Source organism: Kribbella sp. NPDC050124, from assembly GCF_044460355.1.
Lineage (GTDB): Bacteria > Actinomycetota > Actinomycetes > Propionibacteriales > Kribbellaceae > Kribbella.
Window position 1 is genome coordinate 208,912 of the sequence record NZ_JBITJU010000003.1, and the last position, 24,281, is coordinate 233,192.

Annotated in this window: 24 protein-coding genes; 11 read left to right on the plus strand and 13 right to left on the minus strand. The window is 69.2% G+C overall.

Annotation, left to right across the window (positions count from 1 at the left end):
• Positions 1 to 150: 150 nt before the first annotated feature.
• Entirely contained in the window at positions 151 to 1,023 is an 873-nt protein-coding gene (locus tag ACIBL3_RS10725; protein ID WP_396353057.1) for a helix-turn-helix domain-containing protein, read from the plus strand.
• A 3-nt stretch (positions 1,024 to 1,026) separates the two neighbouring features.
• On the opposite strand, the gene ACIBL3_RS10730 is transcribed toward ACIBL3_RS10725, so the two are convergent.
• From ACIBL3_RS10730 to ACIBL3_RS10745, 4 genes are all read right to left on the minus strand, one after another.
• Entirely contained in the window at positions 1,027 to 1,653 is a 627-nt protein-coding gene (locus tag ACIBL3_RS10730; RefSeq protein ID WP_396353058.1) for a DUF2461 domain-containing protein, read from the minus strand.
• A 112-nt stretch (positions 1,654 to 1,765) separates the two neighbouring features.
• Complete coding sequence (locus tag ACIBL3_RS10735; RefSeq protein ID WP_396353358.1) at positions 1,766 to 2,974, minus strand: epoxide hydrolase family protein; 1,209 nt, start codon at positions 2,972 to 2,974, stop codon at positions 1,766 to 1,768.
• The gene (locus ACIBL3_RS10740; RefSeq protein ID WP_396353059.1) at positions 2,920 to 3,210 is read right to left on the minus strand and encodes a hypothetical protein; all 291 of its coding nucleotides are present in this window, start codon (positions 3,208 to 3,210) and stop codon (positions 2,920 to 2,922) included. Before ACIBL3_RS10740 ends, ACIBL3_RS10735 begins: the two co-directional genes overlap by 55 nt.
• 206 nt (positions 3,211 to 3,416) lie before the next feature.
• Positions 3,417 to 3,929, minus strand: a complete 513-nt coding sequence (locus ACIBL3_RS10745; RefSeq protein ID WP_396353060.1) for a DinB family protein — start codon at positions 3,927 to 3,929, stop codon at positions 3,417 to 3,419.
• A gap of 57 nt (positions 3,930 to 3,986) precedes the next feature.
• Between ACIBL3_RS10745 and ACIBL3_RS10750 the strand changes: the two genes are divergently transcribed.
• On the plus strand, positions 3,987 to 4,409 hold the full coding sequence (locus ACIBL3_RS10750; RefSeq protein ID WP_396353061.1) for an ArsR/SmtB family transcription factor: 423 nt from the start codon (positions 3,987 to 3,989) through the stop codon (positions 4,407 to 4,409).
• A complete protein-coding gene (locus tag ACIBL3_RS10755; protein WP_396353062.1) occupies positions 4,406 to 5,386 on the plus strand; it encodes a cation diffusion facilitator family transporter in 981 nt (326 codons plus the stop codon). The genes ACIBL3_RS10750 and ACIBL3_RS10755 overlap by 4 nt, the downstream gene beginning before the upstream one ends.
• Here ACIBL3_RS10755 and ACIBL3_RS10760 read toward each other — a convergent pair.
• The gene (locus ACIBL3_RS10760; protein WP_396353063.1) at positions 5,340 to 5,852 is read right to left on the minus strand and encodes a GNAT family N-acetyltransferase; all 513 of its coding nucleotides are present in this window, start codon (positions 5,850 to 5,852) and stop codon (positions 5,340 to 5,342) included. The two genes, ACIBL3_RS10755 and ACIBL3_RS10760, sit on opposite strands and share 47 nt — an antisense overlap.
• Before the next feature lie 240 nt (positions 5,853 to 6,092).
• Here ACIBL3_RS10760 and ACIBL3_RS10765 point away from each other — a divergent pair, with 240 nt between their 5' ends.
• Positions 6,093 to 6,380 carry a DUF1905 domain-containing protein gene (locus ACIBL3_RS10765; RefSeq protein ID WP_396353064.1) on the plus strand — a complete coding sequence of 96 codons (288 nt, stop codon included), beginning with the start codon at positions 6,093 to 6,095 and terminating at the stop codon, positions 6,378 to 6,380.
• Positions 6,381 to 6,533: 153 nt separating this feature from the next.
• Here the strand turns inward: ACIBL3_RS10765 and ACIBL3_RS10770 are convergent, their stop codons facing one another.
• The 6 genes from ACIBL3_RS10770 to ACIBL3_RS10795 form a co-directional block, all read right to left on the minus strand.
• The gene (locus ACIBL3_RS10770; protein ID WP_396353065.1) at positions 6,534 to 8,132 is read right to left on the minus strand and encodes an ABC-F family ATP-binding cassette domain-containing protein; all 1,599 of its coding nucleotides are present in this window, start codon (positions 8,130 to 8,132) and stop codon (positions 6,534 to 6,536) included.
• Between the two features lie 287 nt (positions 8,133 to 8,419).
• Positions 8,420 to 9,379 carry an ABC transporter permease gene (locus ACIBL3_RS10775; RefSeq protein ID WP_396353066.1) on the minus strand — a complete coding sequence of 320 codons (960 nt, stop codon included), beginning with the start codon at positions 9,377 to 9,379 and terminating at the stop codon, positions 8,420 to 8,422.
• Between the two features lie 3 nt (positions 9,380 to 9,382).
• On the minus strand, positions 9,383 to 10,309 hold the full coding sequence (locus tag ACIBL3_RS10780) for an ABC transporter permease (protein WP_396353067.1): 927 nt from the start codon (positions 10,307 to 10,309) through the stop codon (positions 9,383 to 9,385).
• Positions 10,310 to 10,427: 118 nt separating this feature from the next.
• Complete coding sequence (locus ACIBL3_RS10785; protein ID WP_396353068.1) at positions 10,428 to 11,441, minus strand: ABC transporter ATP-binding protein; 1,014 nt, start codon at positions 11,439 to 11,441, stop codon at positions 10,428 to 10,430.
• Between the two features lie 76 nt (positions 11,442 to 11,517).
• Positions 11,518 to 12,498: an ABC transporter ATP-binding protein gene (locus ACIBL3_RS10790; RefSeq protein WP_396353069.1), complete on the minus strand. Its 981-nt coding sequence runs from the start codon at positions 12,496 to 12,498 to the stop codon at positions 11,518 to 11,520.
• A gap of 4 nt (positions 12,499 to 12,502) precedes the next feature.
• Positions 12,503 to 14,257 carry an ABC transporter substrate-binding protein gene (locus tag ACIBL3_RS10795; protein ID WP_396353070.1) on the minus strand — a complete coding sequence of 585 codons (1,755 nt, stop codon included), beginning with the start codon at positions 14,255 to 14,257 and terminating at the stop codon, positions 12,503 to 12,505.
• A 370-nt stretch (positions 14,258 to 14,627) separates the two neighbouring features.
• Between ACIBL3_RS10795 and ACIBL3_RS10800 the strand changes: the two genes are divergently transcribed.
• The 3 genes from ACIBL3_RS10800 to ACIBL3_RS10810 all read left to right on the plus strand — a co-directional run bounded on the left by ACIBL3_RS10800 (position 14,628) and on the right by ACIBL3_RS10810 (position 17,827).
• Positions 14,628 to 15,311 carry a response regulator gene (locus ACIBL3_RS10800; RefSeq protein WP_396353071.1) on the plus strand — a complete coding sequence of 228 codons (684 nt, stop codon included), beginning with the start codon at positions 14,628 to 14,630 and terminating at the stop codon, positions 15,309 to 15,311.
• Positions 15,312 to 15,314: 3 nt separating this feature from the next.
• Positions 15,315 to 16,754: an ATP-binding protein gene (locus ACIBL3_RS10805; protein WP_396353072.1), complete on the plus strand. Its 1,440-nt coding sequence runs from the start codon at positions 15,315 to 15,317 to the stop codon at positions 16,752 to 16,754.
• An 80-nt stretch (positions 16,755 to 16,834) separates the two neighbouring features.
• Complete coding sequence (locus ACIBL3_RS10810; RefSeq protein WP_396353073.1) at positions 16,835 to 17,827, plus strand: 2-dehydropantoate 2-reductase; 993 nt, start codon at positions 16,835 to 16,837, stop codon at positions 17,825 to 17,827.
• Here ACIBL3_RS10810 and idi read toward each other — a convergent pair.
• Positions 17,822 to 18,379 (minus strand): isopentenyl-diphosphate Delta-isomerase, encoded by a 558-nt coding sequence (idi, locus tag ACIBL3_RS10815; protein ID WP_396353074.1) that lies wholly within the window; start codon positions 18,377 to 18,379, stop codon positions 17,822 to 17,824. The genes ACIBL3_RS10810 and idi overlap by 6 nt on opposite strands.
• Positions 18,380 to 18,594: 215 nt before the next feature.
• Between idi and tyrS the strand changes: the two genes are divergently transcribed.
• The 4 genes from tyrS to ACIBL3_RS10835 all read left to right on the plus strand — a co-directional run bounded on the left by tyrS (position 18,595) and on the right by ACIBL3_RS10835 (position 22,947).
• Positions 18,595 to 19,818, plus strand: a complete 1,224-nt coding sequence (tyrS, locus tag ACIBL3_RS10820; protein ID WP_396353075.1) for a tyrosine--tRNA ligase — start codon at positions 18,595 to 18,597, stop codon at positions 19,816 to 19,818.
• A gap of 78 nt (positions 19,819 to 19,896) precedes the next feature.
• The gene (locus ACIBL3_RS10825; protein WP_396353076.1) at positions 19,897 to 20,727 is read left to right on the plus strand and encodes a hypothetical protein; all 831 of its coding nucleotides are present in this window, start codon (positions 19,897 to 19,899) and stop codon (positions 20,725 to 20,727) included.
• Between the two features lie 211 nt (positions 20,728 to 20,938).
• On the plus strand, positions 20,939 to 22,126 hold the full coding sequence (locus ACIBL3_RS10830) for a phosphotransferase family protein (protein ID WP_396353077.1): 1,188 nt from the start codon (positions 20,939 to 20,941) through the stop codon (positions 22,124 to 22,126).
• Positions 22,123 to 22,947 (plus strand): NAD(P)H-binding protein, encoded by an 825-nt coding sequence (locus ACIBL3_RS10835; protein ID WP_396353078.1) that lies wholly within the window; start codon positions 22,123 to 22,125, stop codon positions 22,945 to 22,947. The genes ACIBL3_RS10830 and ACIBL3_RS10835 overlap by 4 nt, the downstream gene beginning before the upstream one ends.
• Here the strand turns inward: ACIBL3_RS10835 and ACIBL3_RS10840 are convergent.
• On the minus strand, positions 22,940 to 24,250 hold the full coding sequence (locus tag ACIBL3_RS10840) for a cytochrome P450 (RefSeq protein WP_396353079.1): 1,311 nt from the start codon (positions 24,248 to 24,250) through the stop codon (positions 22,940 to 22,942). The genes ACIBL3_RS10835 and ACIBL3_RS10840 overlap by 8 nt on opposite strands.
• Positions 24,251 to 24,281: the final 31 nt, after the last annotated feature.

Below are 24,281 nucleotides of genomic sequence, written 5' to 3' on the forward strand. Positions count from 1 at the left end.
CGGTTCACTACTACGCTGCGTGATCGTGGATGTGAAGGCTGACGGCTTATGTAAGAACTTCGGCAGATTCCCGGTCGTCCGTGCGATGATGTCTCCCTGCGGAGTGATGTCGCCGCTGAACCGAGCTGCTGGGGGCTGTGGGAGGTGGGTGTGACAGAGTCGGGCGCGCAAAGCGGGCCGACTGCGCTCCGGATCATCCTCGGAGCGCACCTGCGTCGGATGCGGGAGGCGGCTGGGATCAGTCGCTCCGACGCAGGCTGGGAGATCCGCTCGTCGGAGTCCAAGGTCAGCCGGATGGAGCTCGGCCGCGTCGGCTTCAAGGAGCGCGACGTCAGCGACCTGCTCACGCTGTACGGCCTGGACGACGGCGAGGAGCGCGAGCGACTGCTGTCACTGGCGCGCGACGCGAACAACCCCGGCTGGTGGCACCGCTTCGGCGACGTGCTCCCGAGCTGGTTCCACTCCTACCTGGACCTCGAGTCCGCCGCGCAGCTGATCCGTACCTATGAGCTGCAGTTCGTCCCCGGCCTGCTGCAGACCCCGGAGTACGTGCGTGCCGTCGTCCAGCTCGGCCGCGGCCTGATCCCAGCCGAGGAGGTCGAGCGCCGCGTCGCGCTGCGGGTGAACCGGCAGGGCATCCTCACCCGGCCCGACCCGGTGCGGCTGTGGGCCGTTGTCGACGAGTCGGTGCTGCGCCGGCCGATCGGCGGCGTGAAGGCGATGCGGTTGCAGCTGGAGCACCTGCTCGAGGCTACCCACATGCCGAACCTGACGCTCCAGGTGATGGAGTTCGAGGGCGGCGGCCACGCCGCGACCGGTGGCGCGTACAGCATCCTGCGTTTCCCGGAGCAGGACCTGCCGGACATCGTCTACATCGAGCACCTGACCAGTGCGCTGTACCTGGACAAGCTCGAGGACCTCGACCGCTACACGGCCACCATGGAAGCGCTGTGCGTCGCGGCCCCGCCGCCGAACAAGACGCGCGACATCCTCTCCCGCATCCTGCACACGTACGACGACTGACGTTCAGCTGTTGTCGGTCAGCCAGGTGATCAGCGGCTTGGTCGCCCGCCAGTCGGCGCGCACCAACTCGGCCAGCTCCGGAGTGTGGATCACCGGTTCGAAGCCGTAGGACTTCCCGACCGTCAGCGACTTGTGCCGGAGCAGGTCGATCCGCGGATGGTCCGCGTCGTACCCGCGCGGGCTCGTCTTCAACTTGTCGCCGCCGACCTCCCAGCCGGCGCCGGTCAGGTCGGCCAGCAACCGTTCGAGCTGCTTGCCGCGCCGGTCGTCGTCGATCGCCGTCCGGACCCGCCCGAGCCGCTCCGAGCTCGCCTCGTAGAACCCGGCCGCGACCCGCACCCCGGGCGCCGAGACCTGCACGTACCACCCAGTCGCCGGCGCGACGTCGATGAACGCGCCCTGGTGCGTCTTGTACGGCGTCTTGTCCTTGGCGAACCGCACGTCGCGGTACGGCCGGAAGAGCTTCGCGGTCCCGAACTCCTCCTCGAGCTCGGCCAGCAGCGCCGCCATCGGAGCGCGGACCGACTCCTCGTAGACGTGCTTGTGCGCCGTCCAGAACGTCTTGGTGTTGTCCATCTCGAGGTCGTCGTAGAAGTCCAGCGCCGCCGCCGGGAAGCCGGTAAAACTCATGGCAGCCACGATAGTTCGCGCGTGATTGAGGGTTTGCGCCGCGGGTACTGGAAGGGTCTGCCGACCGAGCAGGTGCGCCGGCAATAACCTGGCGCATGCCGGCGCACCGCCATCAGCTCAGGCTGCGGAAGAACGCCCGGATGTCGTCGACCAGGATCTCGGGCTGTTCGAGTGCGGCGAAGTGACCGCCGTGCGGATGGCTGGTCCAGCGGACGATGTTGTTCGTCCGGTCCGCGATGTGGCGCAGCGGGATGAAGTTGTCGTGCGCGAGATCCAGCAACGCGGTCGGGGTGGCGGACGGCTCCGGCGGCTGCCCCCAGTACGGCGCGTGCGCGCGCTCGTAATAGATGCGCCCCGCGGATCCCGCCGTACGGGTGAGCCAGTAGAGCATCACGTTGGTGAGCAGCAGGTCGCGGTCGACGGTGCTCGCCGGGTCGGACCACTCCGCGAACTTCTCCGCGATCCAGGCCAGCTGCCCGACCGGTGAGTCGGTGAGTGCGTAGGCCAGCGTCTGCGGTCGCGTCGTCTGCAGGTCGGCGTACCCCTGCTTGTCCTTCGCCCACTCCTGGTATCGCCGCCAGGAGGCCCAAGTGCGTTCGCGTTCTGCGGGGGCGAGTGGCTCGAGTTCCTCCGGTGTCGGCTCGGTGGTCGCGCCCGCGCCGGGGATGAGGTTGAGGTGTACGCCGATCACCTGCTCGGGGTGGATCCGCCCGAGCTCCCGTGAGATGCCGCCACCCCAGTCGCCACCTTGGACGCCGTACCGCTGGTAGCCCAGGCGGGTCATCAGCACCGACCAGGCTTCGGCGATGCGGAGCAGCTCCCAGCCGGTGTCGCGGGTCGGCCCGGACAACGGGAATCCGGGGATGCTCGGGATCACCAGGTGGAAGGTGTCGGCCAGGTCACCGCCGTACGTGCGGGGGTCGGACAGCGGTCCGGCGACGTGGGTGAACTCGACGAGGGAGCCGGGCCAGCCGTGGGTGAGGAGGAGTGGCGTTGCGTCCGGCTCGGGCGAACGGAGGTGGGCGAAGTGGACGGTCGCGCCGTCGATGGTGGTCGTGTACTGCGGCCAGTCGTTGAGGCGCTGCTCCGCCTGGCGCCAGTCGTAGTCGTGACGCCAGTAGTCGACCAGGTCCTGGAGATACGACTTGGGTACGCCGTACGCCCACCCGACATCGGGGAGCTCGTCCGGCCAGCGGGTCAGGTCGAGGCGGGCCCGCAGGTCGGCGAGGTCACTGTCCGGCACGTCCAGCCGGAACGGTTCGATGCTCAGGCGCTGACCTTGTCCCGGACGACCTTCACGGCGGCTGCGGCGATCAGGCAGAGCACGCCCGCGCTGATCACGACCGTGACCAGCGTGCCGGAGCTGTTGAGGGCGTTGTCGCAGGCCATGGGGGTGATGCCGGCGGCGGGCTGGAAGGCGGAACCGCAGACCGTGCCACCGGCCGAGACCGACCGGAAGCCGAGCGCCACCCCGCCGAGAGTGACGACCACTCCGGCGATGGCAAGAATCTTGTTCAGCGTCGTCACGACGATCCCGGCGCCGACAAGTGTGGGCATGCCGACGGCACGCCCCGTGAGCCCCGTTGCACTTCGTTCACTCCTGACCTCGACTGACCACCCGCGTTCGAACTTACGGTCCGGCGCCGGGTGATCCACACTCGGGCGGAGGGTCAGCACTGATTCTTCACACAGTCCTTACTCAGGACATGACCGGCCGTGACGATCGTCTCAGAGTGCGATGTGGCCCCGGTCACGCACCCCTACTACCGCAACGAATCCTGACGCAGAGCGTCCAGCAGCAGATCGAGGTGACCGCGGTGCTGCGCGGTCTCCTCGATCATGTGCAGGTAGATCCACCTCAGACTGACCAACTGTTCCCCGAACGAGGCCCGAGCCGCGAGCGCATCCAGTGAGTCGATCCCCGCGGTGATCCGCCGACTGGCCGCACACGCCGCGACGTACAACTCCCGCAGTACGCCGACCGAGTCGCCCGCCGCCGAGTGAAACTCCCAGTCCGGGTCCTCGTCGAACGGCGCGGAGCGCCACGGCTCCGCACTCGGTGCGTCGAGCAGCTTGTGGCTGAACCAGAGGTCCTCCATCGCGGCCAGGTGCTTCACGATGCCGCCGACGGTCAACTCCGTCGCCGGCAGCACCCGCTGACCAACCAGTGAGTCGGGCACGCCGTCCAGCGTCCGGAGCACGGCCGCGCGGTGGAAGTCGAGGAACTGTTCCAGCATCGAGCGCTCGTCGGTCGACACCTGTGGGTAGTCGGTCACCAGCCGATTGTGCCCGGGTTCTTGGCGTGTCGCGGGATCATGCTTTAGCCTCGACGTATGAAGAGTTCTGCAGATGTGCAGAGTGTGGATGCGTGCAACGTCCGGCTCGTGGATCCGGAGCGGGTGGCCAGCGTCAACGCCAGGATGCCTGCCGAGGCGGATGTGGTCGACACGGCTGACGTGTTCAGCCTGCTCGGGGATCCACGCCGGCTGAAGTTGCTGGTCGCACTGCTCGACGGCGAGCTGTGCGTCTGCGACCTCGCTGCCGTCACCGGGATGAGTGAGTCCGCGACCTCCCATGCCCTCCGGCTGCTGCGGGCACACCGGGTGGTCGCCGTACGGCGGGACGGCCGGATGGCCTACTACCGCCTGGACGACGCGCACGTCCGGATGCTCGTCGACCTCGCCGTCGCGCACACCGAGCACACCGACGCCATGCATCCCGAACGGCATGGCCACCCCGAAAGGTCCGACGCATGAGCGAGGAACACGGTCACGGGCACGGCCACGGAGTCAGCGCCGACGCGGACCGGAAGCTGCTGAGCGGTGCGCTCGCGCTGATCGTCGGCTTCATGGCCGCCGAGGTGGTCGTCGGTATCGCGGCCGGCTCGCTGGCGCTGATCACCGACGCGGCCCACATGCTGACCGACGCGATCGCGATCGTGCTGGCCCTGATCGCAATCCGGCTGGCCGCCCGGCCACCGGCCGGCGGGTTCACGTTCGGGCTCAAGCGGGTCGAGATCCTGTCCGCGCAGGCCAACGGCATCACGCTGCTGCTGCTCGCGGTGTACTTCGTCTACGAGGCGATCCACCGGATGATCGACCCGCCCGAGGTCAAGGGCGCGCTGGTGCTGATCACCGGTGTGGTCGGCATCGTGGTGAACCTGATCGCCACCTGGATGATCAGCAAGGCGAACCGCAGCAGCCTGAACGTCGAGGGCGCCTACCAGCACATCCTGAACGACCTGTTCGCGTTCATCGCGACCGCGATCGCCGGTCTGATCGTCCTGGTGACCGGGTTCGCCCGCGCCGACGCGATCGCCGCGCTGGTCGTGGCCGCGCTGATGCTGAAGGCCGGCATCTCGCTGGTCCGCGACTCCGGCCGGATCTTCCTCGAGGCCGCGCCCGCCGGCCTGGACCCGCAGGCCCTCGGCGCCGAGCTCTGCGCCGTCGACGGGGTCGTCGAGGTGCACGACCTGCACGTCTGGGAGATCACCTCCGGCGAACCGGCCGCCTCCGCCCACATCCTGGTCGCGGAAGGCCTCGACTGCCACCAGATCCGCGTCCAGATCGAGGCGCTACTGGCCGAGCGTCACCACCTGACGCACTCCACCCTGCAGGTCGATCACGCTACCGGCGACGAGGTGGACGCGCACTGCAGCGACGCGCACGGCACCGTGCACCGGTCGATCACAGCCGCTGGAAGAGGACCTGACCCGGCCATTCCGAGTCATTGACCGGTACGGCGAACTCGACCATCCGCGTGAACCCCTGCTTCTCGTAGTACCGGACCAGCGCCCCATCGCCACCCGCGAAGCAGTCCACCCGGAGCATCCCGACTCCGGCGTCTCGCGCCAGCTTGCGGGCGTGGTCGAGCAACGTCGTGCCGATGCCCAGGCCGGCGGATGCCCGGTCCGTCACGAGCAGGCGCACGTACAGCTCCGGCTCCTCCGCGGGCGGCACGTATGGCATCGCGTCACCCACAGCCAGCGCACCGACGACCCGCCCGTCGTCCTCGGCCACCCACAGCCCACCGTCGTCGGCGAACCCGGTGATCTGCGCGATCCGCCGCGGGTTCGTCGAGTGCGGCTCGGTGCCCCACTGGTCCGTCCGCCCCTGAGCCACCAGCCACTCGGTCGCGCCGTCCAGCAACGCCAGTACGTCGGGTACGGCGGAGCGCCCCGCCGGGCGGATCGTGATCACCGATCAACAATAGTGTCCCGCGTCGGGTGTCGCTTGAGTGATTGCGGTGTTCAGGTGCGTGCATCGCGGTGCTTGAGCAGTGGCCTCGATGCGGAGCATCGTGGGCGCTGGGCAAGTGCCGCGAGGTGCGTGCCTGGGCGCCGCAAGCGCCAAGCGCCACCCGACGCGGGACACTCAATGTCGAAAACCGGGATTCGGTCTCTACCTAGTGGGTGAAGGCACCCCAGAGAGGAACTCACCGTGACCAAGAAGACCGGAAAGCTGGACAAGACGTTCACCGCGCCGCTGCAGAAGAGCGACGCGAAGGGCGGCTGGACCTTCGTGCAGATGCCGGGGTCGGCCGAGTACTTCGGCACCCGCGGACTGGTGAAGGTCCGCGGCACCATGGACGGCCACCCGTTCGAGAGCTCGTTCATGGCGCTCGGCGACGGCACCCACAAACTCCCCGTGAAGGGCACGCTGCGCGACCTGATCGGCAAGCAGCCCGGCGACGAAATCACCGTCCACCTGCAGGAACGCCTCAGCTGACCCGCCGCCCCCCTTTGGTTGGCTGACCCACCAGAGTGTGGGTCAGCCAACCGGATTCCCGGTGGCCAACCCACCCAGAGGTGGGTCAGCCAACCGGAGGGGACGGTACGGCGAGGGGACGGTACGGCGAGGGGACGATCGGCGAGGGGACGGTTAGGCGAGGGAGACGAGGTCGAGGTAGTCGTTGGTCCAGAGGTCCTCGGTGGCGTCCGGGAGGATCAGCACCCGGTCGGGGCGGAGGGCCTCGATGGCGCCTTCGTCGTGGGTGACCATGACGATCGCGCCCGGGTAGCTGCCGACCGCGCCGAGCACCTCGTCGCGGGACGCGGGGTCCAGGTTGTTGGTCGGCTCGTCCAGCAGCAGCACGTTGGCGCCGGAGTGGACCAGCCCGGCGAGCGCCAGGCGGGTCTTCTCGCCGCCGGACAGCACGTGCGCCGGCTTCTCCGCGTCGTCACCGCTGAACAGGAACGAGCCGAGCACGTTCCGGACCTCGCCGTCGGTCAGACCGGGCGCGACCGACGCCAGGTTCTGCCGGACTGTCCCGGCCAGGTCCAGGGTGTCGTGCTCCTGGGCGAAGTACCCGAGCCGCAGCCCGTGACCGTGCACGACCCGCCCGCCGTCCGGCTCCTCGCGACCGCCGAGCAGCCGGAGCAGGGTGGTCTTGCCCGCGCCGTTCAGCCCGAGCACGACCACGCGACTCCCCCGGTCCACGGCCAGGTCGACGCCGTCGAGCACCTGCAGGCCGCCGTACGCCTTCCGCAGACCGGTGGCGCTGAGCGGGGTCTTCCCGGACGGCGCCGGCTCCGGCAGGCGGATCCGGGCCACCCGGGCGGCACGCCGTACCGGCTCGAGGTCGGAGAGCAGCTTGTCCGCCCGCCGCGCCATGTTGCGCGCGGCAACGGCCGTGGTGGCGCCCGCCTGCATCTTCGCCGCCTGGGCGTGCAGCACCGCCGCCTTCCGCTCCGCCGTGGCCCGTTCCCGGGTACGGCGACGCTCGTCGAGCTCGAGCTGGTCGAGGTACTTCGCCCAGCCGGTGTTGTGGACGTCGATCGTGGTCCGCTGCGGATCCAGGTGGAACACCCGGTTGACCGTTGCCGCCAGCAACTCACGGTCGTGGCTGATCACCATCAGCCCGCCCGGGTAGCCGAGCAGGAACTGACGCAGCCACAGCACCGAGTCCGCGTCCAGGTGGTTGGTCGGCTCGTCGAGCAGCAGCGTGTCGTGCTGCGCGAACAGGATCCGGGCCAGCTCGACCCGGCGCCGCTGTCCGCCGGACAACTCGCCGACCGGCTGCTCGAGCGCGCGGTTGGGCAGGCCGACGCCGGCCGCGAGCCGAGCCGCCTCCGCCTCGGCCGCGTAGCCGCCGCCCGCCTGGAACCGCGTCTCGGCCCGGGCGTACGCCGCCATCGCCCGCTCCTGCGCGTCGCCGGTGGCGGTGCTCATCGCCGCCTCGGCCTTGCGCAGGTCGCGGACGGCGACGTCCAGCCCGCGGGCGGACAGGATCCGGTCGGTGACCGTGAGGGCCGGGTCGGCGGCCCGCGGGTCCTGCGGCAGGTACCCGACGGAGCCGGTCACGCTGACGGACCCAGCGGCCGGACGGTCCTCGCCGGCCAGGGTCTTCATCAGGGTGGTCTTGCCGGCTCCGTTACGGCCGACCAGTCCGACGCGGTCGCCGGGGCTGACGTGGAAGGAAAGGTCGGACAGCAGCAGGTGGGCGCCGACGCGAACATCTACACCGCGGACGGTGATCATGGTTACTCTCCGTGAAAGCTAGTGGACACACTTCTGGCGTGGAAGCGGGTCCGCAGCTAGACACAGAGGCAAGTAGCCATGCGCCCAGAGTAGGTCGATCCCGGAGCGGCACCAACTGATTTAGGGCGTGTCTGACGGTCCAGCGCCGTAGCGAGCAGGTGCTCGGTGCGGTAGCTCGGCGTGCTGGAGTGAAGGCCTCGATGTGGTTTCATCGTGGCCTTTGCTCCAGTGCGGCGAGATGCCGTGCCGAGTGCCGCGCAGTAGGCGATGGACCGTCAGACACGCCCTTAGTGCAGCCGGACTCTCGGGTCGAGGACGGCGTACGCGATGTCGACCAGCAGGTTGGCCACCACGACCGCGGCGGAGGCGAACAGGACGATGCCGATGATGACCGGGAGGTCCTGCTGGTTGATGGCGGTGACCGCGGTCTTGCCGAGTCCGGGCAGGCTGAAGACGGTCTCGATGACGACGACACCGCCGACCAGCTGGCCCAGGTCGATGCCGAACTGGGTCACCACCGGGGTCATCGCGCTCCGGAGGCCGTGGCGGACGATGACGCGACTCTCCCGGAGGCCTTTCGATCGCGCCGTACGGATGTAGTCCTCGCCCAGCACGTCGAGCATCGAGCCACGGGTCAGCCGGGTGTAGGTGGCCGCCAGCAACAGCGCCAGTGCGATCCACGGCAGGAACAGGTGCTGGAACCACGGCCCGATCCCCTCGCTCAACGTCGCGTAGCCGCCGGCCGGGAACCAGTCGAACCCGGCCAGCGTGAGCCGGAAGTACAGGAAGTACAGCAGCAGCAACCCGAGCAGGAACGACGGGAACGAGTAGAAGAACAACGAGAACAGCGTCAGCCCGCGATCGGCCAGCGACCGCGGATGCACTGCCGAGATCACCCCGTTGAACACCCCGAGCAGCAACCACAGTACGGCGGCTCCGAGCGCGAGCGAGACCGTGATCGGCAGCGCCTGCCCGATGATCGTGGTCACCGGCACCTGGTGGTAGTAGTCGTAGCCGAGGTTGCCCTGGGCCGCGTTCTCGACGAAGTGCAGGTACTGCTTCCACACCGGCAGGTCCAGCCCGAGCCGGTGCTTGATCAGCGCGATCGTCTCCGGCGTCGCCTGCCGTCCCGCGAGCGTCTGCGCAACGTTGCTCGGGGCAACGAAGAACAACGCGAACACCGCCACCGTGATCAGCCAGAGGACGAGGATCCCGTGGCCGAGCCGGCGAATCAGGAACAGTGCCATGTCCTAGGTCCGATCCGCTCGCGGGTCGAAGGCGTCCCGGACGCCGTCACCGAACAGGTTGAACGCCAGTGTCGTGATCAGCAGCGCCAGACCGGGGAACAGGATGAACCACCAGGCGGTCGTGTAGTAGTTCTGCGACTCGCTGATCATCCCGCCCCAGTCCGCGGTCGGCGGCGGCAGCCCGAGCCCCAGGAACGACAACGTCGCCTGGGTCACGATCACCACCGGGATCAGCAGCGTGGTGTAGACGATCACCGGCGCCAGCACGTTCGGCAGCACGTCGACGAACATGATCCGGACGTCACCCGCACCCAGCGACCGCGCCGCCTCGACGAACTCCCGCTCGCGCAGCGACAGCACCTGGCCGCGCACGATCCGGGCCACCGACGCCCAGCTGAAGAACCCGATCACCAGCACGGTCACGGTCAGGCTCGGCCCGGTGACCGACACCAGCGCGATCGCGACCAGCAGGAACGGCACCGACAGGACGACGTCGATCAGCCGGGCCAGCACGGTGTCGACCATGCCCCCGAGGAATCCGGCAGCCAGTCCTAGTACGACGCCGATCGCGACGGTGATCGCGGTCGCGATGACGCCGACGAGCAGCGACACGCGGGCGCCGTACGCGATCCGGACCAGGATGTCGCGGCCGAGGTCGTCGGTGCCGAGCCAGAACGTCGCGTTCGGCCCGCGCGGCAGCCCGTCCGGGGTCAGGCCGATGTCGCGGTACTGCTCGTTCGGCGGGTGCCCGGTGACGTGCGCGAACACCGGCGCGAAAATCGCCATCAGCACGATCAGCACGATCACGCCGAGCGAGACCATCGCCACCTTGTCCCGGCGCAACCGCCGCAACGCCAGCACGAACGGGCTGCGCCCCTCGATCGCCGGCGCCTCGACCGAGGTGTCCACCAACTCCAATGCCGTGGTCATGGGGCCTCCCGGCCTGGACTGAGGAGTGGAGGGAGCGAAGCGACCGGAGGGACGAGGGAAGGCCGGGAGTTCCAGCCCCATGACCCCGCCGGCGCCGAAGGCCCGGCAATGTGCACAGTCATGAGGCCTTCAGGTCCGGTACGGCGGTGGACAGGTCCTCGCCCAACTCCAGGGGATGAATGCACGCCGTCTGATGGTCGGACGGATCGTTCAGTACGGCGACCAGCGGCGGCTCGCCCGTCGCGCAGTCGGCCCGCGCCTTCGGGCACCGGGTGTGGAACCGGCAGCCGGGCGGCGGGTTCGTCGCGGCCGGGATGTCACCGCCGAGGATGATCTGCTCGCGGCTGTCGGCGGTGTCGGGATCCGCCACCGGCAGCGCGGACAGCAACGCCCGCGTGTACGGGTGCCGGGTCTGCGCGAACAGGTCGGCGGTCGGCGCGATCTCCGCGATCTTGCCCAGGTACATGACCGCGATCCGGTCGCTGACGTGCCGGACCACGGACAGGTCGTGCGAGATGAACACGTAGGTGAGGTCGAACTCGCGCTGCAGATCCGCCAGCAGGTTGATGATCTGCGCCTGGATCGAGACGTCGAGCGCCGACACCGGCTCGTCGCAGATCACCAGCTTCGGCCGCAGCGCGAGCGCCCGGGCGACCCCGATCCGCTGCCGCTGCCCGCCGGAGAACTCGGCCGGGAACCGGTTGTAGTGCTCGGGGTTCAGGCCGACCAGCTCCATCAGCTCCTGGACCTTCTTCTTCCGGTCCGGGCCGGCCGCGATGCCGTGGATGCTGAACGGGTCCCCGATGATCGAGCCGACCCGGCGGCGCGGGTTGAGCGAGCCGTACGGGTCCTGGAAGATCACCTGGACCTCACGTCGCACCGGACGCATTGCCTTGCGGGACAACGTGCTGATCTCCGTCCCGTCGAACCACACCGAGCCGGACGTCACGTCGTACAGGTGGGCCATGCAGCGGGCGAGGGTCGACTTGCCGCAGCCGGTCTCGCCGACCAGGCCGAGCGTCTCGCCCTTGCGGACTTCGAGGGAAACCCCGTCGACCGCCCGGACCACCTCCCGCGAGTGCGTGGGGAACTCCTTGCGGACGTTCTCCACTGTCAGCAGTACGGTACTCATCCACGTCCTCGCTTCGCTCCGGGCGCGGATGAGGCTCCGAGCGTGCTGTGTTGTTTGATGAACTCGCTTCGCTCGTTCATGAAGCGATCGCCTCGCTTACGTCGTGAGGTAGCCAGCAGGCCGACTGGTGCCGGGGGTCGCCGCCGACGTCGAGCAGCGGCGGCGTCTCCGCGCGGCACTTGTCGAACACGTGCGGACAGCGGGACGCGAACGGGCAGCCGGCGGGCAGGCTGATCAGGCTTGGCGGGCTGCCCGGGATCGGTGTCAGCCGCTCGCCGGAGCGGGCCGGCAGGGAGGCCAGCAGGCCTTGCGTGTAAGGGTGATGGTTGCGGTAGAAGATGTCGCGGCGTGGTGCCCGTTCCATCACCGAGCCGGCGTACATCACGACCACGTCGTCGGCCATCTCCGCGACGACTCCGAGGTCGTGGGTGATCAGGATGATCGCCGTACCGAACTGCTCCTGGAGCCGCCGCATCACGTTCAGCACCTGGGCCTGCACGGTCACGTCGAGGGCGGTGGTGGGCTCGTCGGCGATCAGCAGCGCCGGGTCGAGGGCCATCGCCATCGCGATCATCACCCGTTGCCGCATCCCGCCGGAGAACTGGTACGGGTAGTCGTCGATCCGCTCCGCGGCCCGCGGGATGCCGACCAGCGTGAGCAGGTCGGCGGCCCGTTGCCGGGCCGCCGCCTTGCCGATCACCCGGTCGTGCGCGCGGATCATCTCCACGATCTGCCAGCCGATCCGGTAGTGCGGGTGCAGGCTGGACAGCGGGTCCTGGAAGATCATCCCGATCCGGTCCCCGCGCAACCGCCGCAGCGTGGCCGGGTCGGCCGTGATCAGGTCGGTGCCGTCGAAGTACGCCGTACCGGAGACCTCAGCACCCCTGGTCAGGCCGGTGATGGTCTGGGTGGCAACGCTCTTGCCGGAGCCGGACTCGCCGACGACCGCCAGCGTCTGCCCGGCCTCGACGTCGAACGACACACCCCGAACGGCACGGACGGTGCCGTCCGGGGTGTCGAAGGAGACCTTGAGGTCCCTTACTTCAAGCAGGGCCATGAGGTTAGCCGCCCTGCCTGTCCTTGGAGAGCCATACGTTGGTCGGGTCGTAGTTCTGCATCGAGGGGACGTAGACGGCGTTGTTCACCTGCTCGGCGTGGTAGTTCGCCTGCTTGTTGTTGGTCAGCGGGTAGAACGCGGCCTGGTCCATCACCCGGGCGTCGGCCTTGGCCCACAGGTCGGCGGCCGCGTCGGTCGTCGGTGCGGCGATCGCCTGCTGGATCAGCGCGTTGGTCTCCGGGTCGTTGTAGAGGCCGAAGTTGCTGCCGATCGGCGGGAACGACGGCTCACCCGAGAACAGCGGGTTGAAGAACGACAGGGCCGCGTTGCCGTACCAGTCCGCGCCCCAGCCGGCCAGCGACAGGTCCCAGACCCCGCGCCGCGCGACGTCCGGCACCTGCAGGTACTTCACGTAGAAGTCCGCGTTCGGCGACGGTACGCCGGTGACCGTGATCCCGGCCTTGGTGAGGTCCTGCTGGATCGTCTGGAACGTCTTGCTGCTGCCCTCGGTCGCGTTGCGGTAGAGGAACTTCAGCGTCAGGTGCGGGTACCCGGCCTCGGCGAGCAACTGCTTGGCCTTGTCAGGGTCGTACGGGTACGGGTCGATCTGCTTGGACCCGGTGATCACGTCCGGCAGCACATGGGTGAGCGGCGGGTTCAGCGTCTTGCCGCCGAGCACCTGCAGGATGTGGTCGCGGTTGATCGCGTAGCTGATCGCCTGCCGGACCTTCGGGTTCTCCAGCGCCTTGTTGTTGTTCGGCGAGACGGTGTTGTAGATGACGTACGGGTTCGAGCCCGCGGTGTCGCCGATGGTCAGGTTCGGGTCCTTCTTGGCCTGCAGCGCGGGCAGCTGTGACGGCGGCGGCGCGACGTCGAACTCCATGTCGGCGGTCGGCGTACCGGTCTGCAGCTGCTGCTGCACCGAGTCCTGGGTGACGGTCTCGTTCACCACGATCTTGTCGACGTACGCCTTGCGGACCGGGTCGGTGGAGGCGTCCCAGGCCGGGTTCCGCGAGTACGTGATCGACTTGGTCGGCACCCACGAGTCGACCTTGTACGGGCCGTCGGACGGGTAGTTGTTGCCGAGCTCGGTGCTGGCCGGCAGGTACTTGAGCACCTCGACCGGGGCCGGTGAGAAGGCCGGCAGCGTCAGCATGTCGACGAAGTAGGTGGCCGGCTGGGTGAGGTGGAACTCGACCGTGGTCTGGTCCTTGGCCACCACGCCGGGCAGCGGCGTCTTGTCGATGTACGCCTGGATCGCGGCCGGGGTCTTGCCCACCTTGGCGAAACCGTCCGCGAACGCCTTGTAGCCCACGATCAGGTTGGCGAAGTCGGGGATGCCGCCGAACGGCTGGACCGGGTTCGCGGTCCGCTTCACGCCACGGACCATGTCGGCGGCGGTCACCTGCCGGGCCGGGGACGTGTTCCACTGCGCGCCGGACCGGATGTGGATCGTGTACGTCTTCCCGTCCGCGCTGATCCCGCCGTTGTCCTTGGTCGGGATCCCGGTGGCCAGGTCGGCCACCGGCTTGGTGTTCGCGCCGCCCGGGTCGGCCGGGTAGGTGAACAGCTGGCGGCTCCACATCCGCAGGTTCAGGTAGCCGACCGAGTAGTAGCTGATGTTCGGATCCATGTAGTCCACATCGCCGGCCCCGAGCATGTTCAGGGTGCCGCCGGTGACCGGTGTGGCGGCGGTACTGCCGGATCCGGCCGGTGATCCGCCACCACTGCTGCATGCGGCGAGCGCGAGCGTCGCCACGGCGGCAAGGGATACTGCCGCCAGCCGTCTTCGAGCGTGCTGAGTCGGACGGTCGTGCCGCAGCTCCGGCGTCCAGGTAGGTGCATCGCAAGGCGGAGGAGCCGCCTCGATGCGGGGTTCATCGTGGCGGCTTCTCCAACGCCGCGAGGTGCCTGCCTGGGCGTCGGAGATGCGCACGAACGTTCGACTCAGCACGCTTGCCATTGGTCCTCCTCCGGGACTCGATACGGCCGAAGCTAGGACGGCGGGCGCCGTACGGAAGGCCGGTCACACAACCGTCAGAGGCTTGTCACCCGGGGTCCGCGGCGAGATGACGAAGTCATGACAGACGTCACTCTCGGTTGGGCCTTCGGTGGGTCACACTGGACCGGTGACACACAGCTTGCTGTTGGTCGACGACGAGCCGCGGATCCGCCGGGTCCTGCGGCTGGCGCTGGAGGACGAGGGCTACCAGATCGCCGAGGCCGCCAACGGGTACGACGCGATGGCCGCGCTGCGCCGGGAGCCGCCGGACGTGGTGCTGCTGGACCTGATGCTGCCCGACCGCGACGGTTTCTCGGTCTGCCGGGAGATCCGCCGGGCCAGCGACGTGCCGGTGATCATGGTGACCGCGCGGACCGACAGCCACGACGTGGTCGCCGGGCTCGAGGCGGGCGCGGACGACTACGTCACCAAGCCGCTGGTGGCCAAGGAGCTGTCGGCCCGGATCCGGGCGCTGCTGCGCCGGGTGGAGCCGGCCAACGCCCGGCAGTCCGAGGTGCTGGTGGTCGGGGACCTGCGGATCGACGTGCTGGGGTACGAGGTGACGCGGGGCGACACCGTGCTGGCGCTGACCCGGACCGAGTTCAAGCTGCTCGCCGAGCTGGCCGGCGCCGAGGGCAAGGTGCTGAGCCGGGAGCAGCTGCTGTCGAAGGTGTGGGGCTACGGGTACTTCGGTGACAGCCGGATCGTGGACGTCCACATCCGCCGGCTGCGGCTGAAGATCGAGCACGACCCGGCCAGCCCGACCCATCTGGTCACCGCGCGCGGCCTGGGCTACCGCCTGGTGAGCTGACCGGTGCGGAGACGGCTGGCGCGGTGGGGGCGGCATCGGATCGGGCTCAGCCTGCGTGGGCGGGTGATGCTGGCCTACGGCCTGCTCGCCCTCGGGCTGTCCTCGGTGCTCGCCCTCGTCACCTGGACCGTGGTCTCGGAGTACCTCACCCAGCAGCGTGAGTCGTCCGCGCGGGTGGAGACGTCCGACAACGCGGCGGCCTTCCAGTACGGCTTGTTCGGCCCGCCGCAAGCCTGCCGCCCGGACCGGGAGCATGTCGAGTGCGGCACCGCGACCCTCAAGCCGAACGTCAGCGTGATCGACCTGCTGAACAGCTTGCCGTCGACCGACTCCGCCTCCTCGATGGTGTACTACGACGGCCAGTGGTACTCCCTGACCGGGCGGCCGTCCGACCTGCCTCCCGACCTGCTCGCCGAGGTCCGCAACGGCAGTACGTCGCAACGCCGCATCACCGTGGGTGGTCAGCCGGTGCTCGCCGTCGGCGTACCGCTGCGAGGACCGGGAGAGGTCTTCTTCGAGTGGCATCCGCTGAGCAACCTGGACAACACGCTGCGGACGCTGAAGCTCACGCTGATCGTCGCGGCGATCGTCACCGTGCTCATCGGGCTCGCGGTCGGACGGCTCGCGAGCACGCTGGCGCTCCGCCCGCTGGCGGCGCTGACCCGGGTGGCGGACGCGGTGGCGCGCGGCCGGCTCGACGCCCGCCTGGAGGTCGAGGACGACCGGGACCTGGGCGGTCTGGCGCGGTCGTTCAACCAGACCGCCGCCGACCTGGAGCGGCGGGTGGCGGCGGATGCGCGGTTCGCCGGGGACGTCAGCCATGAGCTGCGGACGCCCCTGATGACGATGCTGAACTCGATGCAGCTGATCCAGAACCACCGCTCCGAGCTGCCGACCGCCGTCCGCGAACCCGTCGAACTGCTCGGCGACGACCTCGAACGCTTCCGCCGGCTGGTGATCGACCTGCTGGAGATCTCCCGGGACGACGGTGGCGACCGGGGCAGCCGGGAGATCGTCCGGATCGCCGATCTCGTCCGGGCCGCCGCGAACGCGGCCGCGGGGCGGGAGGTCACCACGGTCGCCCCGGAGGCCGAGGGCCTGACCCTGCAGGCGGACAAACGGCGGCTGGAGCGCGTCATCGCCAACCTGGTCGAGAACGCCGAGGACCACGCCGGCGGGTGCAAGGGCGTCAGCGTCGAAGCCGGCGGCCTCGGCGTGATCATCGCCGTCGACGACGCCGGGCCCGGGATCCCGGCGGCCGACCGGGACCGGATCTTCGAACGCTTCGGCCGCGGCGAGACCAGCAACCGCAGCCGCGGCGTCGGCCTCGGGCTGGCCATCGTCGCCCGGCACGTCCAGTGGCACCACGGCACCATCCACGTCACCGAGCGCCCCGGCGGCGGAGCCCGCTTCGTCGTCGAGCTCCCGGCCAAGACGGTCTAGATGGCTTCCGCGAGCCCGACGCGGCCGATCCGGACCGGAGCACTCCCCGATCGCGGTGCGATCCGATTGGATGTGGAGTCATGAAGATCGTGGTGTACGGCGCCGGTGGGATCGGGTGCTACGTCGGCGGACGGTTGGCGGCGACCGGGGCACCGGTGACATTCGTCGGCCGCCAGCGACTGGCTGACGAGCTGGCCACGCATGGGCTGCGGCTGACCGACTATCTCGGGGCGGATCTGCGGGTCGAGACGGTTCGCTACGAGACATCGCCTGCTGCTGCCGCCGAGGCGGATCTGGTGCTGGTGACGGTGAAGTCGGCGGCGACGGCGGGCGCGGCTGCCGAGCTGGCCGAGGTGCTCAAGCCCGGTGCGTTGGTCGTCAGCTTCCAGAACGGCGTACGCAACGGGGAGTTGCTGCGGGAGCGGTTGACCGATCAGGTCGTCGTGACCGGGATGGTGCCGTTCAACGTGCTGAACCGGGGTGGCGGTGTCTTCCACCAGGGCACGGAGGGTGCTCTCGACATCCAGCGTCACCCGGGGCTGGCGCCGTACCTGGACGCCTTCGCCAGGGCGGGGTTGCCGCTGACGCAGCACGACGACATCCTGCCGGTGCAGTGGGCGAAACTCCTGCTGAACTTGAACAATCCGATCAACGCGCTGTCCGACCTGCCGTTGCGGGACGAGCTGTCGCAGCGTTCGTACCGGCGCTGCCTGGCCGCGGCACAGGCCGAAACCCTCGGGCTCCTCGATGCCGCGGGCATCGAGCCGGCCAAGCTCCTGCCGCTGCCGATGCACCGCTTCCCGATGATTCTCCGGCTGCCGGACTTCCTGTTCCGCCGCCTCGCGGCCAAGATGCTCGCCATCGACCCGCTCGCCCGCACCTCGATGTGGGAGGACCTCCAGGCCGGCCGCACCACCGAGATCGACTACCTGAACGGCGAGGTCGTCCGCCTCGCCGAATCCCTCGGCCGCTCTGCTCCGGTCAACGCCAAACTCGTGGAGCTGATCCGCGAGGCCGAGACCAACCGCCACGCCTGGCCCGGCCCCGACCTCCTCCGCGAGCTCAGCTCATAGCTGCGCGGCCGGTGGGAGGTCGGCTGGGTTGGCGGTGGGCCAGGTCAGTGGGTCGGGGCCGAGGCGGCGGAGTTCGGTGAGTTGGAGGACGCACCACGGGGAGAGCTCCGGGAGGTCGAGCGGCCAGTCGGCCCACCGGTACGACGCCACTTCGGCCGGATTCGGCGTGGGTTCGCCGGTCCAGGCGACCCGGTAGACGGGACACAGCTCGTTCTCGACCACGCCGGTCGGCATCTCGGCGCGGTAGCGGAACTCCGGCAGCACCAGGTCGACCTGGTCCGCGACGATCCCGAGCTCGTCGACGAGGCGGCGCCGTACCGCGTCTGCCACCGGCTCACCCGGAAGTGGGTGCCCACAGCAACTGTTCGTCCACACGCCTGGCCAGGTCGGTTTGTCCAACGCGCGTTGGGTGATCAGCACCCGGCCGGCCGCGTCGACCACGTAGCTTGAGAACGCCAGGTGCAACGGGGTCGCCGCATGATGGACCGTCGCCTTGGTCTCGGTCCCAATCGCCCGACCGGCCTGGTCCAGCAGCACAACCCGCTCCTCCATCACAATCCACGAGCCTAGTCGACAGCTCATTTGCTACTCTGTCCGCGTGATCAAGCGACGTGTGGCGTATCGACCGGCTCTGGGAGGGGCCGGTATTCGGTAGTCCCCACACCTCGCTCCACCCAGAGCCTCCGGCACAGGAACGCGGTTCCTGTGTCTTTTTTGTTGCCCGGAGGCGGTCTGCGGGGTGCCTCCTGTCTTGTGAGAGGAATCCCATGGTCGAACCCAAGATGGTGGTCGAGCGGTTACGCCGTACCACCGACACCATCGTCGGCGAGAGTGAGTTGCTCGAACGGCTCGCGTCCGGCCGGCCGCTGCGGATCAAGTACGGCGTCGACTGCACCGCGCCCGACCTGCACCTCGGGCACGCGGTCAACCTGTGGATGATGCGGCAACTGCAGGACCTCGGCCACCAGGTCGTGTTCCTGCTCGGCGACCTGACTACCCGAGTCGGTGACCCGACCGGCCGCTCCGAGGCCCGTCCGCTGCTCACCCCGGCGCAGATCGAGGCGAACGCGCAGTCGTTCCTCGAGCAGGTGTCGCTCGTACTGCGCACCGACCCCGAGGTGCTGGAGATCCGGCGGAACTCCGAGTGGTACGACGGGATGCAGGTGGCGGAGCTGTTGAGCCTGTTCGGCCAGGTCACCCAGGCACAGTTGATGGCGCGGGACATGTTCCGCGAGCGGGTCGCCGCCGGGCGGGAGATCGCGGTGCACGAGCTGGTGTACCCGGTGCTGCAGGGGTACGACAGTTTCGCGATGCGCAGCGACCTCACGATCGTGGGGTCCGACCAGCTGTTCAACGAGCAGCTCGGCCGGCACTTTCAGCACCGCCTGGGCGCGCCGCCGCAGGTGGTGATCACGACGACGATCACGCCGGGGATCGACGGGCGAGCGAAGCAGTCGAAGTCGCTGAACAACTACATCGCGCTCACCGACAGCCCGCGGGACAAGTTCGGCAAGCTGATGAGCATCCCGGACTCGCTGGTCGAGAGCTACGCCCACGTATACACCGAGCTTCCCCTCGACACCGTCGCCGGTCTGGGCGCCGCCGCAGCCGTCGGAGGCCCCGCGGCACGCGACGCCAAGCTCCGCATGGCCGCCGCCGTCGTCACCCGCTACCACGGCGCCGGCGCAGCGCGGGCGGAGCTTGAGGCGTTCACCCGAACGTTCGCGGAGGGCCGTCAGCCGACGGACATCCCGGAAGTCGTGGTGTCGGCGCTGACACCGACGGTCCTCGAACTCCTACAGGCCGCCCGCCCGACGGACAGCAACTCCGCCCTCCGCCGCCTGGTCCAGGCTGGCGCGGTATCGATCAACGGAACCCGCGTCGCCGACCCCGCCATAACGGTCGACCTCACGACAGACGCCGTACTGAAGTCAGGCCCACGCACTTGGCACCGGCTGACCCGGGAGTCTCTGGAAGGACGTGGTCAATGAGCGACCCCTTTCTTCCGGAAAGCCGGTTGTCCACAGGGGCGTCTGCGAGGCTGGGGTGGATCGGGCAGGGTAGGGCGGATGGAGTGGTGGTGGCAGCGGCAACTCGCGGACGGTGGACTGCACGCACTGATCCACGACCAAGGCCGCATCGTCTCGCGAGTCCAGCTGCGGACAGCCGGCTGGAGCGCGGCCCAGACCAGGCGACCGTTGCGCAGCAGGCGATGGCAGACCGTCCATCCTGGTGTGTACGCGACACACACCGGGCCGATCGGGTACGACGAGCAGTTGCTGGCGGCACTGCTTTACGCCGGGCCGGACGCTGCGTGGAGCCACTACACCGCGGCGGAGCAGCTCGGCCTGATCGCGCCGGACCGCAACCGTCTGATCTACCTGACGATTCCGGAGCGGCGCCGGGTCGTGCCGCGACCCCCGCTCGTCGTCCACCGGGACGCGCACTGGGCCGACCGTCTCGCCCGAGTCGTCCCACTACGGCGGACACCCGCGCACGCCGTACTGGACATCGTCGGCATCACGCCGTCGCTGGACCAGTCGGCGGCGCTCATCGCCGAGGCGTGCCAAAGCGGCCGGGTCAGTACGGCGGACATCCTGCAGGCGCTCGCCGATCGTCCGCGCCTGCGCCATCGCGGATCACTGGGCCGATCCTTGCCGACGTCGCCGCCGGGTCCCACTCGCTCCTCGAACTCCGCTACCTGCGCGATGTCGAGCGCCGGCACCGGCTGCCGACCGGCGTCAGGCAACGTGCGGTGGGCGACGAGTTCACCGACGTCTATTACCGCGGGTTCGCTCTGGTGGTCGAACTCGACGGCCGCCTCCACCTCGTCCCAGCTCGCCGGTGGCGTGATCTCGACCGCGACAACCGGGCAACACTGCGGTCGGAGGCGACCTTGAGGTACGGCTGGATCGACGTCACGAGCCGCCCCTGCCAGGCCGCCGTACAGGTTGTTCAGGTACTGCGCCGCACCCAGCCCCACCTGACCGCCAATCCCTGCTCCCCGTCATGTCCGGTGCGGTGACCTTTCCGGACGTTTGTTGCCAGCAGGCGACACTTTCCTTCCGAAAACCGGGAGACCTGCGGGCGGGAGGTGGGGACACTTGGCGGGTGGAAGTGAAGTGGGTTGAGGCGTTGGTGAGTGTGGGGGCCGCGTATGTGGGGCGGCTGCCGGGGTTTGAGGTGGAGCCGGCTTGGTGGGCGGAGGTTGAGGGGGTTACTCGGCGGCTGGAGCGGGTGCTTGGGGTGCGGACCGTCGTACTGCGGTTGGTGCATGCGGATGAGGACGTGATCGGTCGGGGTGGGCGGACCGTGTACCACGTGCAGGCGATGGGCGAACCGCGGTCCGGTGTGCTCGACGAGACGCCGTACGACGGGTGGGACGCGATCGTCGCGCCGCAGCCGCTGCGGGCGACCTGGGCCGAGGTGGACGGGCCGGAGCGGATGGCCGCGTGGGCGCAGTCGATCATCGGGCCGGGCGAACCGGTCCAGGTGAAGACGTGGAACCTGTCGTGCCTGATGCGGTTCGACGGCGCGTGGGCCAAGGCGACGAGCCGGTTCGCCAGCGTGGACGCCGACATCATCGAGCAGGTCCAGCGGTACGACGAGACGCTCGCGCCGACCGTCCTCGGCCGGTCGATGGCGGACCGCTGGTCACTGCTGGCCCACGCACCGGGGGTCGACTGCTGGGAGCCCGATCCGGCCACCGTCGAGAACGTGGTGAGCCGATGGGTCGCAGTCCAAGCACAACTCGCAGGCGACCTCGACGTACTGCGAGCCCCTCGGATGCTCCCGGACGGCCTGACTGCTCAGGTCCGGCATCTCCTCGACGTCGTCGACCTGCCCACGACCGACCACGCGGATGTCGAGCAGTTGCTCACCCGTCTGCCGGCGTTGATCGCAGACCTCCAGGCGGCGGGCTTGCCGATCACCTTGGTGCACGGCGACTTCCACCCCGGCAACTGGCGCTCCGACGGCACTCGGCGGGCGATCGTGGACTGGGCGGACACGTTCGTCGGCCACCCGGCGACCGACATTCGGCGCCTGCTCGACTGGCTGCCCGAGGCGAAGCGTGCCCATGCTCTCGAGGTCTGGACATCCACCTGGAAGAGCCGGCTGCCCGACGCCGATCCTCCGCGTGCTCTCCGGCCGATGACAGTCCTGAACCACCTCATCTACGCCGTGATGTACCAGACCTTCCTCGACAACATCGAGCCCGACGAACGCGTCTACCATCGGGACGACCCGCGCACGGAGCTGCAGGCAGCCGTGCAGGCCTACAGAAATGAGCTGGCATGACCGTTCTGGTGACAGGTGCGACCGGCAACGCAGGCGGCGCCGTGGTGCAGTCCTTGGCGGACGCGGGTCTGCCGGGGCGCGCGCTGGTGCGCAAGGAGGTCGCTTTGCCGCCGGGGATCGAGCCTGTGTACGGCGATCTCAATCAGCCGGACACCTTCGCCGACGCGCTCGATGGTGTGTCGGGCATCTTCCTGCTGAGCGGGTACGACCGGGTCGAGGAGTTGCTGGCCAACGCCGTACGCGCGGGGGTCCGCAAGGTCGTGCTGTTGTCGAGTAGCTCGCTGGACAGCGCGGACACGTCGAACGCGATCGCGGCGTACCACCAGGCGGCTGAGGAGGCGGTGCGCGCGTCCGGGCTCGAGTGGACGTACCTGCGGCCGAACTCCTTCATGTCCAACACGCTGCGCTGGCTGGATCAGCTGCGCGCGGGCAACGTGGTCCGGGTGCAGTTCCCCGAGGTGCCGATCTCGACGATCCATCCGCTCGACATCGGCGACGTCGCTGTCCGCGCGTTCACCGGCGACCACGCCGGCGCGATCCACCGGTTGACCGGCCCGGTCGCGCTGACTCCCCCGGAGCAGGTCGCGATCCTCGGCGAGGCGCTCGGCCGCCCGCTGACGCCGTACCCGATGAGCCGCGCGGAAACGCATGCCGACCTGCAGGCCTCCATGCCTGCGCCGTACGCCAACGCAATCGAGAGCTTCTTCGGCGACGGCATCATCGACGAAACCTCAGTCAACGACACCGTCACCCAAGTCACCGGCCACAAACCCCGCACCCTCCAGGACTGGACCCGCGCGAACGCCCGACTGTTCAGCTAGTCCTCCAGAAGCCCAGGCGGGGGGCGGTGTGGTCGAAAGTGGTGGGGAGTGGGCCGCGGGTGAGTTTGGCTCGGGTGTGTGGGTCCAGGTCGACGTCGTACTGCGAGAGCAGGTGATGGGCGGCGGTGCTGATTGTCAGCAATGCGACATTCCTACCGGGACAGACCGCCGGGCCTTCGCTGAACGGGATCAGCGGCCACGACCCGTCGGACCGCCCGTCCAGCCAGATCTCGGGGACGAAGTCGTTCGCGAAGTCGAGGGCCTCGTCGTCGCGGTGGAAGACCGAGCTCACGATCGCGAACTCGGTTCCGGGCGGCGCCGTACCGGCGTCCCAGGAGGTCTCGGTGCGGCCTTCGCGCAGTACGACGAGAGACGTCGGCCACAACCGCAGCGACTCCAGCGCGGCACCACCGGCGTACGCCCGCAGCGGCGAATCGTCCTTGGCCACCTGCTCGGCGGCGTCAGGTCGGGTCGCGAGTACGGCGAGCAGTCGCCAGAGCGCAATGCCCGCGGCGTCGAACGCGAACAACCAGTGCGGCACCTGACCGGCCGGATCGAGTCCTCCCCCGGGCACGAAGCTCCGGCTGTCCCGCTTGATCGAGCTCAGCATGAGCGCGTCGACGAGGCTGCCGGGCTCGGCGTGCTCGACGTACTCGGCGAGCTTTCGATCGAGCCGCTGCCGCGCGTTCCGGTTGCGCGGATGCAGCGCAGCCCAGTTGGCGTTCGACCGCAGTACGTCGAGCAGGTCGGTGAGCTCGGTGTCGTCGCGGGCGTGGTCGCCGAGCACGATCCGGCGCACGATCCGCGACCAGACCGCCCGGAAGTCGGTCCAGCCGAACGTGCCTTCGAGCTGGAGTTCCTCGGTGATCGCGGCGGTCATCGACTCGGCGTCGCGATGAACGGGCTGATGAGTGTCGAGGGCTTCCTCGTTCAGCTCGCGACGCGGTGCGCGCAGCGGCGGGTCGGTCGCGAGGCCGGCGTGCGGCTGGAAGTGGTTCAGGGCGCCGACCTTCTCACTGGTCGCTGCGGAGAACGGTTCGGGTGTCTCACGCAGGATGCGATGCACGTGGCCGGGATCCAGGACGAGCGCGATGGTCCGGCCCGGGAGGCGGATCAGCAGTGGGCCCCCGCCGTACCGCCGCCGGAGCGCACGTACCCGCCGGAGTGCATGGTCGTCGGCGTGCAGCAGTTCGGCTGTCCTGGAGGCCGCCGGGCGACGCAGGATCGCGCCTTGCGCAACCACCGGCAGCAGTACGTCGCGGATCGCCCGGGCGGCGTCCGGCAACGTCGCAGTGGGGAGCATGCCCGCCCAGTGCCCGAGCGGGCAGGTGACA

Coding starts and splice junctions, on each gene's coding strand:
- ACIBL3_RS10730 (WP_396353058.1), bottom strand. CDS start 1,653: ATGAGTTTTACCGGCTTCCCGGCGGCGGCGCTGGACTTCTACGACGAC.
- ACIBL3_RS10740 (WP_396353059.1), bottom strand. CDS start 3,210: ATGCCCACACTTGTCGGCGCCGGGATCGTCGTGACGACGCTGAACAAG.
- ACIBL3_RS10750 (WP_396353061.1), top strand. CDS start 3,987: ATGAAGAGTTCTGCAGATGTGCAGAGTGTGGATGCGTGCAACGTCCGG.
- ACIBL3_RS10755 (WP_396353062.1), top strand. CDS start 4,406: ATGAGCGAGGAACACGGTCACGGGCACGGCCACGGAGTCAGCGCCGAC.
- ACIBL3_RS10770 (WP_396353065.1), bottom strand. CDS start 8,132: ATGATCACCGTCCGCGGTGTAGATGTTCGCGTCGGCGCCCACCTGCTG.
- ACIBL3_RS10775 (WP_396353066.1), bottom strand. CDS start 9,379: ATGGCACTGTTCCTGATTCGCCGGCTCGGCCACGGGATCCTCGTCCTC.
- ACIBL3_RS10780 (WP_396353067.1), bottom strand. CDS start 10,309: ATGACCACGGCATTGGAGTTGGTGGACACCTCGGTCGAGGCGCCGGCG.
- ACIBL3_RS10785 (WP_396353068.1), bottom strand. CDS start 11,441: ATGAGTACCGTACTGCTGACAGTGGAGAACGTCCGCAAGGAGTTCCCC.
- ACIBL3_RS10790 (WP_396353069.1), bottom strand. CDS start 12,498: ATGGCCCTGCTTGAAGTAAGGGACCTCAAGGTCTCCTTCGACACCCCG.
- ACIBL3_RS10810 (WP_396353073.1), top strand. CDS start 16,835: ATGAAGATCGTGGTGTACGGCGCCGGTGGGATCGGGTGCTACGTCGGC.
- idi (WP_396353074.1), bottom strand. CDS start 18,379: ATGGAGGAGCGGGTTGTGCTGCTGGACCAGGCCGGTCGGGCGATTGGG.
- tyrS (WP_396353075.1), top strand. CDS start 18,595: ATGGTCGAACCCAAGATGGTGGTCGAGCGGTTACGCCGTACCACCGAC.
- ACIBL3_RS10825 (WP_396353076.1), top strand. CDS start 19,897: ATGGAGTGGTGGTGGCAGCGGCAACTCGCGGACGGTGGACTGCACGCA.
- ACIBL3_RS10835 (WP_396353078.1), top strand. CDS start 22,123: ATGACCGTTCTGGTGACAGGTGCGACCGGCAACGCAGGCGGCGCCGTG.
- ACIBL3_RS10840 (WP_396353079.1), bottom strand. CDS start 24,250: ATGCTCCCCACTGCGACGTTGCCGGACGCCGCCCGGGCGATCCGCGAC.